At 62.1% G+C, this 13494-nt stretch carries 7 protein-coding genes; 2 read left to right on the top strand and 5 right to left on the bottom strand.

Going from position 1 to position 13494, the window contains the following annotated elements; genetic code table 11:
- Positions 1-240: 240 nt before the first annotated feature.
- The gene (locus tag D0550_RS04360) at positions 241-1038 is read left to right on the top strand and encodes a head GIN domain-containing protein (protein ID WP_116807883.1); all 798 of its coding nucleotides are present in this window, start codon (positions 241-243) and stop codon (positions 1036-1038) included.
- On the opposite strand, the gene D0550_RS04355 is transcribed toward D0550_RS04360, so the two are convergent.
- The 4 genes from D0550_RS04355 to D0550_RS04340 all read right to left on the bottom strand — a co-directional run bounded on the left by D0550_RS04355 (position 1039) and on the right by D0550_RS04340 (position 11504).
- Positions 1039-5427 (bottom strand): DEAD/DEAH box helicase, encoded by a 4389-nt coding sequence (locus tag D0550_RS04355; protein WP_116807882.1) that lies wholly within the window; start codon positions 5425-5427, stop codon positions 1039-1041.
- A 110-nt stretch (positions 5428-5537) separates the two neighbouring features.
- A complete protein-coding gene (locus D0550_RS04350) occupies positions 5538-6980 on the bottom strand; it encodes an efflux transporter outer membrane subunit (RefSeq protein WP_116807881.1) in 1443 nt (480 codons plus the stop codon).
- Positions 6973-10152: an efflux RND transporter permease subunit gene (locus tag D0550_RS04345; protein WP_116807880.1), complete on the bottom strand. Its 3180-nt coding sequence runs from the start codon at positions 10150-10152 to the stop codon at positions 6973-6975. Before D0550_RS04345 ends, D0550_RS04350 begins: the two co-directional genes overlap by 8 nt.
- Before the next feature lie 131 nt (positions 10153-10283).
- A complete protein-coding gene (locus D0550_RS04340; protein WP_116807879.1) occupies positions 10284-11504 on the bottom strand; it encodes an efflux RND transporter periplasmic adaptor subunit in 1221 nt (406 codons plus the stop codon).
- A 292-nt stretch (positions 11505-11796) separates the two neighbouring features.
- On the opposite strand from D0550_RS04340, the gene D0550_RS04335 reads away from it, so the two are divergent.
- On the top strand, positions 11797-12495 hold the full coding sequence (locus D0550_RS04335) for a glutathione S-transferase (protein WP_116807907.1): 699 nt from the start codon (positions 11797-11799) through the stop codon (positions 12493-12495).
- A gap of 96 nt (positions 12496-12591) precedes the next feature.
- Here the strand turns inward: D0550_RS04335 and D0550_RS04330 are convergent, their stop codons facing one another.
- Positions 12592-13470, bottom strand: coding sequence for a hypothetical protein (locus tag D0550_RS04330; RefSeq protein WP_116807878.1), 879 nt, complete (start codon positions 13468-13470; stop codon positions 12592-12594).
- Positions 13471-13494: the final 24 nt, after the last annotated feature.

The following is a 13494-nucleotide window of genomic DNA, read 5'->3' as shown; positions in this document are numbered from 1 at the left end:
CAGAACAGCGGTTTTGAATGGGAAAGTTGTGACTCAGGTCACATTTGCGGGCAGTTGGACAGGCTGCCCGGCGGTGCGCGCACCTTCGCACACCCCTGCAGCGGCGACCATGAAGCAATCGTGCTTTACCCGCGAGCTCACCGGCGCCGGGCCGCGATTCGCCGGCATCCCCTTCCGCCGGACCGTCCGTCCGGCCCATCATGAATATAGGGGCTATGTAAAATTCCGCGAGGTCGCGTGATGAACAACCTTCCCATGCTCGGCGCGCTGGCGGCGATGGTGCTGCTGCTCAGTGGCTGTGGCAGCCACGACGACGGTGACCACGGCCCCGCGGTGAGCGAGCGTCGCGATGTCGAGTCCTTCGATTCCGTCAGTCTGGAGGGTGCGGCCAAGCTGGAGATCAAGATAGGCGAGCCGCTTGCGGTGCTGGTCAGCGGCAACCAGACCTCGGTGAGCCGGGTGGAAACAAACGTCAGCGGCGGCACCCTGCACATCAAGAACAAGCCGCGCGACTGGGTGATTCGCAACAACTCGCGCCTCACCATACACATCACCCTGCCCAAGCTCGAATCCCTGGAACTGGAAGGCGGCAACGATGTGAGCCTGGCCGGCCTGCATGGCGGCGATACGACCATCAAAGCCGCCGGCGCGGCCAATATCGTTGCGAATGGCGAGCTGGATGAGCTCACCGTGCGGCTGGCGGGCGCCGGCCATGCCGATCTGAGCAAGCTGGCGGTGGCCGACGCGAAAGTTACGGTCGATGGCGTCGGCAGCGTGATCGTGAACCCGCGCGAATCGCTCGACGCGACGATGAACGGTATCGGCGCAATCTTCTACACGGGCTCGCCGCACAGGGTGAATACGCGGATGAATGGCTTGGGCACGATCGCCCGGCAGGATTCGAACGAGAGCTCCAGCAGCCACCCCAAGTCCGAAACGCAAGCGCCACCGGCCGAGCCGGATTCATCGCAGGTGGAACGCGAGGATCCGAAGCGCGAACCGGTGGATCACAAGGGCGGCCGCATCGTCGTCATCTGATTACGCGAGATCGGCCAGCGGCGCCGGTACCTGCCGTCTCAACAAGGCGCCGCGAACTTGCCACTGCTCGGCAGGATCGAGCTGCTCGATGAACTTCACTTCGCTGCCGACGTACAGCGCCGTCGGCACACCGTCTCGATACAACACGCGATTGCCCGTCAGCGCGGGCAGACGACCGCCCGGCGTCAGGATGCCGACCAGATTCAGCGGATCGGCGGCTGACAAGGAAACGAGCTGCAAATCGCTTTCGCGCCGGCGCACTTCGCGCAGCTGACCGATCGCCTCCGGCAACGCGAACTGCTCGCCAGAAAACCCAGCAACAAAGCGTCCGCCGCGAATCTCGCCGCGTGCTTCCAGGCGACGCAGGCACATCACCAGATCGCGCCACGGCGGCAGCCAGTCGGCTTCTCGCTCCAGCAATTTCCAGAACACCACGCCCCAGCGTCTCAGCAGCGTGCGACAGATGTGCTCGACTGCTTCGTCGTTGCGCGGGGGCACGGGCCTGGCATCGTCGAGCTTGGTTTCTTTCCTTCTGACCAACGCCCATCGACCCGCATCCTGCATGCCGAAAATGGCGATGCGGCGTTGTCGGCGACGATCGCGCACGCTGCTGCGGCGTCGATCCGCCGGCATCAACAAGGCGCGCAGACCGCCGAAGCTGTCGGAGTTTACGAGGCCGAGTGCGACCAGCTCGCCGAGCGCCTCCTCCACCTGCACGGGAAGCAAGCCGACGTGATCCACGATCTCGTCGTAGAACGACGCGCCGTTCTCATCGATGTATTCGGCGACTCGGCGCGCTTTGTCCGTGAGTTGTGAGCGCTCGATACTGCTGGAGAACTGCGACCACTGTTTCACATTCCGTCGGGGCAACAACGCGATCGGCGTTGAACGCACCGGCGCGGCACCGCGCTCCGAGTCGCCATTGCGAGTGGCCAACCGCGTCCAGACGATGCGACCGGCGAGACATTGCTCATCCAGCCAGGCTGGCTCGTACTCGGCGATGCGCGCCGGCAATATTTCTGTTTCCCAGGCGCCTGCTGGCGCATCGAAACCTTCCAATTGCGCAAGCACTGCGGGCACCGAGTCCGGTCCCTGCATGCGATGGTTCGGCGTAACGCGTTGCCAGTCGAACAGAAAACGCAGGAAATCGCGGGCTTGTACCGGCTCGATCTCGGCGCGCAGCCGTTTTACGGTGTAACGATGGATGCGAGCCAACAAGCGACGATCGCACCACTGCACCGCGCCCGCCGCTTCATCGGGATCGAACGTGCCGCGCATGGCAGTGCCCTCTGCTTCGAGGGCCAATAGCGCGCCATCGACGTCTCCGACGTTTCCACCGAACGACGCAGCGAGTCGTGCAGCGGTCGTCGGGCCGAGTCCCTCCAGTCTTCCGCGCACGATCTCTCGTGCCGCTTCGTCACGCTCGCGCTTGGCCGCATACGCGGCGGGCACGACGATGGGCGGATCCATGGAAATATTCGGAAACAACGCTTCGAAGTAAGGCACGCGCTCGGTGGCGACGAAGAGGCTCGCGCCGCCGCCGTTGAGCTTGGTCACTCGCCGCTGCGTCATGAGCTCGTGACACAGCGCCGGCCAGTTCGGCTGGCTTTCGACCTCCTCGAGGGTCATGAAGGTCAGCCAGAGCAAAGCGTCGTGCAGCTGATCTGCGTTGCCGGCGTCCGGCCAGGCCTCTTCACGAACGCGAGCAATCGCGGCGGGGTCGAGTTTGCCAATGTCGGCTGCGGATTGCGGATCCATCCAGCGACGACTCATCACCGCCTGTGTCCGTCGCTCTTCCAATGGCGCGTCGTCGAGATATGCGTAAGGCCGCGCACTCAACACTTCCAGCGCCAGCGGCGAGGGTTCGGTGAGGTCGCGCGCTTCGACTTCGATCCCTTGGCCGGTCAGCGCACGCAACATTCGCTCGAAGCCCTCGATGTCCATGGCTTCTTCCAGGCAGTCACGCACCGTCTGCTGAACCAAAGGATGATCGGGCACGATGATGTCGCCGACGATGTTCTCGCCGCACGCGACCTGATCTGGGAACACGGATGCGAGTAGATCTTCCGCGTTCATGCGCGCGATCTGCGGCGGCACCTTCTTGCCGCCACGGAATCGCGGCAAGGCCAGCGCGATCGAGGCGCCCCACCGCCAACGCGTATTGAACATCGGCGCGTCGAGCATCGCTTGAATGAGAATGTCGCGCGCAGTGTTCGGATGCAGATACTTCGCCACATCCAACAGCTCGAAACTGTGCGAGCCGGTGAGCGACAGAATGATTGTGTCTTCGGTGGCCGCGGCCTGCAGCTCGAAGTTGAACGAGCGACAGAAACGCTTGCGTAACGCCAGGCCCCAGGCGCGATTGATACGGCTGCCGAAAGGCGAATGAATCACCAGCTGCATGCCGCCGGACTCATCGAAGAAGCGCTCGAAGATCACTTTCTTCTGCGTCGGCAGCGCGCCAAGCGCGGCCTGTGCCGAGGCCAGATAGGCCACCAGCTGGCCGGCGGCGATTGCGCCGATGCCCACCTCTTCAGTCAACCACGTGTAGGCACTCGACCTGGCGGTGTCGCCATTGAAGGAGTGGTCGTCGAAGCGACTCTCGATCTCTTCACGCAGGCGCGAGACCGAGATCGAAAGCTCGTCGGTTCGGCCCGGCGCCTCGCCAAACCAGAATGGAATGCTGGGCGGCTCGCCCTTCGCGTCTTCCACGCGCACCGTGTTGCGCTCCACGCGCAGGATGCGATACGACGAGTTGCCGAGCTGGAAGATGTCGCCCGACATGCTCTCGACCGCGAAGTCCTCGTTGAGCGTGCCGACCATGACGCCTTCCGGCTCCAGCATCACTTGATAGTCGGCCGTGTCCGGAATCGCGCCGCCCGAAGTGATCGCGGTCAGGCGGGCGCCTTTGCGGCCTTTGATGAGGTGATTGACCGCGTCGTGATACAGCAGCGCGCCGTGCCGACCGCGGCGGGTCGTGAATCCTTCGGCGAGCATGTGCACGATTTCGTTGAACGATTCGCGCGTGACCGTCTTGAACGGGTGCGCCTGTCGGATCAGGTCGAACAGTTCCTGCTCCGTGCACTCACGAGCCGCTGCTTCAGCAACGATTTGTTGAGACAGCACATCGATCGGCGCCACTGGAATTTTCAGCCGATCCAGCTCACCTCGACGCACGCTGTCGAGCAGCGCCGTGCATTCCACCAGGTCGTCGCGCGACTGAGGAAACAAACGACCTTTCGGTGTGGCGCCGACCGCGTGACCGGAGCGGCCCACGCGCTGCAGGAACGCGTTGATCGTGCGTGGCGAAGCGATCTGACAGACCAGATCGACGTCACCGATGTCGATGCCCAGCTCCAACGAGGAGGTGGCGACCAGCGCCTTGAGCTGACCGTATTTCAGCCGCTGCTCGGCGTCGAAGCGCAGCTCTTTGGCCAGGCTGCCATGATGCGCAGTGACTGAAGGCGGCGCATCCTTCGGCTTGTCTTTGTCCAGACGCTCGGTGAGCTGACGACAGATCCGCTCCGCCGTGCGGCGCGTGTTCACGAAGATCAGCGTCGTGCGATGTTCGTTGATGAGCTGCACGAGACGGTCGTAAACCTGTCCCCAGGTTTCATTCGACATCACCGCTTCCAGCGGCTCGTCCGGCAACTCGATGGCCAGGTCGCGTTTGCGGATGTGGCCACTGTCGACGATGGCGCAATCGGCCGCGCCATCCGGCAGCAAATAACGTCCACCGACCAGAAAACGCGCGACTTCTTCGATGGGCTGCTGAGTCGCCGACAAACCGACCCGAGTGAGCCGGCGGCCGACCAGCGCTTCCAGACGTTCCAGCGAAAGCGACAAATGGGAGCCACGCTTGCTGCCCGCGACGGCGTGGATTTCGTCGACGATGACCGTGCGCGTCGTGCTCAACATCTCACGACCCGATTCCGAGCCGAGCAGGATGTACAGCGACTCGGGCGTCGTTACGACGATGTGCGGCGGCTTGCGCCGCATCTGATTGCGCTCGGATTGCGGCGTGTCGCCGGTGCGAACCCAGGTGCGGATGTCCACATCGCGCAAGCCCTGCTCGAGCAATTTGTCGCGAATGCCGGCAAGCGGCGCTTCGAGATTGCGATTGATGTCGTTCGACAGCGCCTTCAACGGCGAGACATAGACAATCCGCGTCTCATCCGGCAGCCCGAACTGCTCGCCTTCGCGCACCAGCTCATCGATGGCCGCAAGAAACGCCGCGAGCGTCTTACCTGAACCGGTCGGCGCTGCGATCAGTACATGTTTTCCCGACTGAATCGCCGGCCACGCATCCGCCTGCGCAGGCGTGGGCGCATGAAATCGACTGCTGAACCAGGCGTCGACGGCCGGGTGAAAATAGGGGGTGTGACTCATCGGGGTAGCGCCGAGCATACCCCAGACGTTGCGAGCGATGACGTAAGTTCAAGAGCGGGTCTGGGGATGGACCGCATCCTGCAGTCCATCCTTGCCAGTTCGTGTCTACATTACCGAGCAGCTCTCGCATCCAGCGGCCGGAAGCCGCCGCCGAGTGCCTTGTACGTTGCCAGCAGCGCCGTCGCTGTTTGCGTTTCGCTCAACGCCAGCTGGTCTTCCGCCGTCAGCGAGCTGCGTTCGGCGTCGAGGACGGTGAGGAAGTCGGCGACGCCGCTTTCGTAGCGGGCGCGCGCCAGCGTCACGGCTTCTAGCGAGGCGGTGGTGCTGTCTTGCAGATGAGCTTGCTTCACCTTCGCCTTCACGTAAGCAGTCATGCTCGCATCAGTTTCTTCCAGTGCCTGCAGCACTGTCTGCTGGTACACGGCTAACGCACGATCGGTAGCGGCTTCGCGCTGTTTGATCCGCTGACGAACGCGACCGAGGTCGAACGCGGCCCACTGAATGCTCGGGCCGAACGCATAGACTTCGCTGCTGCCCTTACCCAGGTCGCTGCTGTCAAACGCGTCGAAACCCCAGCTGCCAACGAAAGTAATGCGCGGGAACAGGTCACCGACCGCGACGCCGATTTGTGCCGTGGCCGAAGCCAATTGGCGCTCGGCGACCATGATGTCGGGACGACGCCGCAGCAGCAGCTCCGGCGTACCGATGTTCTGTGTCTTCGGTAGCGTGGGCAGCTTCTGCACCGCAGAGAGTTGCGGCATCAGTGCCTCGGGCGACTTGCCGATCAGCACGCCCAGTCGCAGGATGCTTCGAGTGATATCCGACTCGAAGTCCGGAATCGTCGCGAGCGTTGCGGACAGCTGAGCTTGCGCACGTGACGTGTCGAGTTGCGTGCCACGGCCCGCATCGAGTCGAGCGGTCGTGATCCGCAGCGTCTCACGCTGGTTCTCGGCATTGCGCCGAGCCACCTCGAGCCGCTGCTGCGAGCCACGCAATTCGAAGTAGTTGCGAGCGACTTCAGCAGTGACGCTCACCTGCGTGCTGTACACGCCGGCCTCTGCGGCCTGCACCAACGCTGAGTTTGCCTCGACGTTGCGGCGGACGCGGCCGAAGAAGTCCAGCTCCCAGAACGCGTCGAAGCCTGCATCGTAATAGTCCTGGTTGCGCGCGAATCCGAACGACTGACGCTGACTGAGTCGCGCTTCGGTGTGACCGCCAGAAGCAGTCACAGTCGGCGCGAAATCCAACTGTGCCTCGCCACGAATCGCTCGCGCTTCCCGCAACCGCGAGGTCGCGATGCGAATGTCATGATTCGCGGCCAGCGCTTCCTCGATGAGCGAGTTCAACTCTTCATCGCCGAACGCCTTCCAGAAATCGCGCTCGACATCCGCTGTCGCGAACTGTGCTGGATCAGTGCTCACGAACTCATCCGGCGACTGCATCTCGGGCTGCTTATAGTCCGGCCCGACCGCGCAGGCGGCGAGGATGGCACTCACCGCGAGCACGGACAGCTTCTTCGTCAGACTCAAGGTCGTTTGTTTCAGGTTACGCATGGGCCGCTCCTTTGATGGCCTCTGATTGTTTACGCGCACGGAATTTATTGATCACGGCCGCGCGCAACAGCACGTAGAACACAGGTGTCAGGAACAGGCCGAAGAAGGTCACTCCGAGCATGCCGGAGAACACGGCGATGCCGATGGCATGACGCATCTCCGCACCGGCACCCGACGCGAGTACCAGCGGCACCACACCCATGATGAAAGCGATCGAAGTCATCAGGATGGGGCGCAATCGCAGGCGTGCAGCTTCCAGCGCGGCGTTGAATGGATCGACGCCGACCTTCTCTCGGTCCTTGGCAAACTCGACGATCAGAATCGCGTTCTTACTCGCCAGGCCCACGAGCACGAACAGTGCGATCTGCGTGAAGATGTTGTTGTCGCCCCCGGTGATCCACACACCGAAGATCGCGGACAGCAGCGCCATCGGTACGATCGCGACGATGGCCAGCGGCAACGTCCAGCTTTCATACAGCGCGGCGAGCACCAGCACGACCAGCAGCACGCACAAGGGGAAGACGAACACCGAGCTGTTGCCCACCAGGATTTCCTGATAGGTGAGATCGGTCCACTCATACTTCACGCCGTTCGGCAGGTTCTCGGCGAGGATGCGCTCCATCACCGCCTTTGCCTGGCCAGTCGAATAGCCGGGCGCAGGGCCGCCATTGACGTCGGCAGTGAGATAACCGTTGTAACGGAACACACGATCCGGGCCGTAGGTCTGCGACACCTGCACGATCGAGCCGAGCGGCAGCATCTCACCCGCTTCGTTGCGCGTCTGCAGTCGCAGAATGTCCTCCGCCTTGGCGCGATAGTCGTAGTCCGCCTGCGCGATGACCTTGTAGGTGCGGCCGAAGCGGTTGAAGTCGTTCACGTACTGAGACGCGAGATAGACCTGCAGCGCTTCGAACACGTTGCTGAGCGGCACGCCGTGCTCTTTCGCCTTGACGCGATTCACGTCGGCGAGAATCTGCGGCACGTTCACTTCGTAGTTCGAGAATACACCGGTGAGCTCGGGCTGCTGGCGCGCTTTGGCCAGGATGGTCTGCGTCGCCTTGTACAACTCGTCGTAGCCCAAGTCGGCGCGGTCTTCGAGCTGCAGCTTGAAGCCGCCGAGCGTGCCGAGGCCGTTTACGGGCGGCGGCGGGAACGTCACGATCTGTGCTTCCTTGATCGAGCTCAGCGCGCCGTTCAACTGCTGGGCGATCGCGAAACCCGACAGCTCGGGTGATTTACGCTTCTCGAAGTCATCCAGGCCGAAGAACACGATGGCCGAGTTCGGGCTGTTGGTGAAGCCGGCGACCGACAGGCCGGGGAACTGCACGGCAGCGCGCACTCCCGGCACCTTCATGCCGATCTCGCCCACCTGACGCACGATCTCGTCGGTGCGATTCAACGAAGCCGCATTCGGCAACTGAATCAGCGTGATGAGGTACGCCTTGTCCTGCACTGGAATGAATCCCTTCGGCGTCGCCTGGAACAAGGCCCAGGTTGCGACCAGCAGCAGCGCGAACACGCCCATCGTCATGCTCTTGTGACGGAGCACGCCGCGCACGCCACCGACGTACCTGTCGCCTGAGCGATGGAAGAAATTGTTGAATGCGCGGAAGAAGCCGCCAAACACTTTGTCCATGCCGCGAGTGAGCGCGTCCGGCTTTGCACCGTGCGGCTTCAACAGCAGCGAGGCCAGCGCCGGGCTGAGCGTCAGCGAGTTGATCGCCGAAATCACCGTCGAGATGGCGATGGTCAGCGCGAACTGCTTGTAGAACTCGCCGGTCAGGCCGGTGATGAACGCGATCGGCACGAACACCGCGACCAGCACCAGGGCAATTGCGATGATGGGGCCACTGACTTCATCCATTGCCTTGTAAGTCGCCTCCAACGGCGACAGTCCGTCCTCGATGTTGCGCTCGACGTTCTCGACCACGACGATCGCGTCGTCGACCACGATGCCGATTGCCAGCACCAGGCCGAATAGCGATAGCGCGTTGATGGAGAAGCCGAACGCGAGCATCAGTGCGAAAGTACCGATGATGGACACGGGCACGGCCAGCAACGGAATGATGGACGCGCGCCAGGTCTGCAGGAACACGATGACCACGATGACGACCAGCGCCAGCGCTTCCAGCAAGGTTTGGATCACCGCTTTGATCGAGTCGCGCACGAACACCGTCGGGTCGTAAACGATCTCGTAGCTGATGCCTTCGGGGAAGTTCTTGCTCAGCTCCTTCATGGTCGACCGCACGGCGTCCGACAGTTCGAGCGCATTGGCGCCCGGAGCCTGCGACACTGGAATCGCGACCGCCGAGTTGTTGTTCAACAGACTGCGCAGTGAGTATTGACCAGCGCCGAGCTCGATACGCGCTACATCTTTCAGCGTCGTGACGGAACCGTCCGGTAATGTCTTGACGATGATGTCGCCGAACTGCTCTTCGGTAATCAAGCGTCCCGAGGTCGTGACATTCAACTGATAGTCGACATTGGCGGGCGCGGGATCCGCGCCGATGACACCGGCGGCGACCTGCACGTTCTGCTCGCGAATCGCGTCGATCACGTCGCCCGCCGTCAAGCCGCGGCTCGCGATGCGCTCCGGATCGAGCCACACACGCATGGAGTAATCGCCGGATCCAAACAAACGCACGTCGCCCATGCCGGGCAGACGCGCGAGCACGTCACGAATCTGCAGCGTCGCGTAGTTGCGCAGATAGACAGTGTCGTACCGGCCCTCGGGCGAGGTGAGATGGACGACCATCAACAGGTCGGGCGAAGCTTTCAACGTCGTGACACCGACGCGTCGCACGTCTTCAGGCAGACGCGGCAACGCCTGCGCCACGCGGTTCTGGACTTGCACCTGCGCTGTATCGATGTTGGTGCCGAGACGGAACGTGACAGTCAGCGTCATCTGACCGTCGCTCATGGCTTGCGAGGACATATAGAGCATGTTCTCGACGCCATTGATTTCCTGCTCGAGCGGCGCTGCGACCGTTTCCGCGATCACTTTGGGATTGGCGCCCGGATACTGTGCGTTGACCACGACGGTCGGCGGCACGACTTCCGGATACTGGCTGATCGGCAGCTGCCACATGGCAATCGCACCGACCAGGAAGATGACGATCGACACGACCGCGGCAAATATCGGCCGGTCGATGAAGAAGCGAGCAAATTTCATAAATGATTCCCCACAAAACGGGGGCGAAAGCGTCCCCTACAGCCGCGGCTCGAGGGCCGCGGCCAAACAGGTCAGGCTCGATCTCTACTGGAGGTGCGCCCGCTAGCCGTGCGGGCGCACCGATCTGTTACTTAAGGCTTGCTCGATGCGAGCATCGCGCTGTCATTCAGGCGCGCATCCATCGCCACTTTCTCAGGAGCGACGGTCACGCCCGGGTGCACACGCTGCAGGCCATTGACGATCACGTTCTCGCCGGGCTGCAAACCGTCTTGCACGATGCGCAGACCGTCGGTGAGCCGGCCGACCTTCACGCTGCGATAGGAGACCTTGTTGTCGCCATCGACCACGTAAACGAACTTCTGGCTCTGATCCGTACCGACCGCGCGATCATCGACCAGCACCATCTTGTGCGAGCTGTGGCCCAGCAGTTTCACTCGGGCAAACAAGCCCGGCGTGAGATAGCCGTCCTTGTTGTCGAACGAAGCGCGGGCGCGAATCGTGCCGGTGCGCGGATCGACCTGGTTGTCGACGAACGTCATCGTGCCCTGGTGCGGAAAGCCCTGCTCGTTCGCCAGCGCCATCAGCACTGGGTTGGCGGCGTCGCGCGAGCTCGGACGATCGCCGCGACGGGCCAGCTCGGTGTACTTCAGATACACCTGCTCGTCGCCATCGAACGTCACATAGATCGGATCGATCGACACCAGCGTGGTCAGCAGCGTCGCCTGCGTCGTGCCGCCCGTCACCAGATTGCCGGCAGTAACGACAGCGCGGCTGACGCGGCCGGAGATCGGCGCAGTGATGCGAGTGAATTCGAGATTCAACTTCGCTGCTGTCACGGCGGCGCGAGCAGCTTCGACGTTGGCGTGTGATTCACGCTGCGCGTTGAGGCGCTGGTCATACTCTTCGCGAGAGACGGCCTTTGCGCCGAGCAGCTTTTCACTGCGCTCCACATCGGTATTGCTCAATTCTGCGCGAGCGATGGCGCGCGCCAGTTCGGCCTCGGCCTTCGACAGGTCGGCGCGATACGGACGCGGATCGATCACGAACAGCAGATCGCCTTTGCGCACGATGCTGCCTTGGGTGAAGTTCACGCTCTCGATATATCCAGTGACGCGCGGCCGGATTTCGACCGATTCCACGGCTTCCAGACGACCGGTGAATTCATCCCACTCCTGCACGTCACGCTCGAGCGCGGCGGCGACCGAAACTTGCGGCGCCGGCGCTGCCTCTTGCGTCTGCGCTTCACTGCGGCAGCCCTGCAGCAACAGTGTCAGCACGGCGGCGGCGAGTGCTGGCAACACAACGGTCACAAAACGACCGGCGGGCTGGTTGTCACGAGTTGCATCGTTCATTCGAGACTCCCTCAAATCTTTCAAGACCCAAATTTTTCTAGAGCAGGCCCATGGCAGCGGCACTGCCTGACTGGGGCGCAACTTTAGGCACCGGACGCAAGCGGAGAAATCGGGTTGAGCGCACGACATTGATGAAGTCGGATCAGGAATCGCGATCGGTTTGAACAGTTATTTCGATATGCCGTAATCGATACGACCCGGTCAGATACGCGTTAAGTGCATCCAGCGGTTGAAGAATTGCGACAATGCAGGCACAGCGGCAATAACGTCACAGGTAATGGAGCAACGCCGAATGATCGTGGTGCATCACCTGAACAACTCGCGCTCGCAGCGAGTGTTGTGGTTGTTGGAAGAGCTGGGCGTGCCTTATGAGATTCAGCGTTACCAGCGTGATACCCGCACCATGTTGGCGCCGCCGGAGCTGAAGCAGGTGCATCCGCTGGGCAAATCGCCGGTGATTACCGACGGCGGGCGCACCGTCGCCGAGTCGGGATTGATTATCGAATATCTGGTGGAGCGCTACGGCGACGGGAAATTGGCGCCGCCGGCCGGCTCCGAGGATCGATTACGTTTCCGCTACTGGATGCACTACGCCGAAGGCTCGGCCATGCCGCCGCTCTTACTAAAGTTAGTCTTTGATCGGATCGAGGACGGGCCGATGCCATTCTTCATCCGTCCGGTGGCTCGGGCGATCGCTCGGCAGGTAAAGCAGAGTTTCATTACGCCGCAGTTACAGCTGCACCTGGATTATCTGGAAGCCGAGCTGGGACGCAGCGAATGGTTCGTCGGTAACGAATTCAGCGCCGCGGATATTCAACTGAGCTTTCCGCTGGAGGCGGCCGCCATGCGCGGCGGTTTGGATCAGAGCCGGCCGCGGCTCTATGACTTTCTACAGAAGATTCACTCGCGCCCTGCGTATCGAAAGGCGCTGGAGCGCGGCGGGCGATATGACTTCGGGCCTAAGGAAGCTCTGATTTATCGACTTCCCTGACTTCGGCGAGGCTGCAACTGATTGAAATGCTTCGCTGATCGAAGCTGATGATGGCGAGGAATGCCAATTGATCAGATGTTCCCGAAGCCGTGAGTGTCAGCGCCCACACCTCGGTCCACTGCACGTCATCGAGTTGAAATCGTAAACGATCGATTGGCCCGGGTTGCCCGAGGGCCGAGGACCGCCGCGCAGAACGAAGAAGCTCACCGAATCTTCACCGACGAGGCCGCTTGGATAGCTGAATGGCGCGAGCACGACATACGCCTTGTACAACGCGGGCTTCGGCGTGTTTGCCCTCCCGAGTACCACCCAGGCGTCCGCATCGGCGGGCGTCGCTGGGCGAAGCAACCCTTTTGCGACGGCGCTATCGATAGCCGCTTGCCCCGACAACACTGCATAGCGATCGCGAGGCGATTCTGGCGGGCTAGTGCCCGTTAACAACTCCAAGCCTGCCGACAACGAATCGCCGACCAATATCTCGCCGTCGCCATAGCCGGGGAACATCTGATCGACCGGCTGTTGGAACAGCTTGCGGGCAATGGGGTTCACCGAAGCGCTCTGCGTGCCGCTCACATAGAAATATCCGCAGGGGCCTGGATCGTCATAGCTGCTCTTCAAAACCGGCACCGACTCTTCCAGTCCGGCGATCGCCTGATGGTGGTAACCGGAGATCATCACTGCCACGATCTGCGTGCCTTTGCTCCATCGGATATTCCAGACACTCGGCTCGTAGGCGCCGAGCAGGAGGGCGACATGCTGCGAAGGGCTGTGCACGGTGATGTCGAAGCTGGTCGCCTCGTGTCCGCTTTCATCGATTGCATAGCCCAATCGCCGGCCGGAATAGCCGCCCGCCGCGTAAATGCGTAGATCCGTCGGAGCCGTGAAATTCGTGAATGCGCACTCAGCCGGCGCCTTCAAATCTTCAGCCAGCGCCACCGATGACAGGAGGCACAGGACCGCTGCCCATTGCTTCATGAGTTATCGTTATCCGGGCTTGGT

This window comes from Steroidobacter cummioxidans, assembly GCF_003104955.1.
The sequence above is the reverse complement of the archived record's forward strand: the minus strand, read 5'-3'. Positions and strand labels throughout refer to the sequence as shown.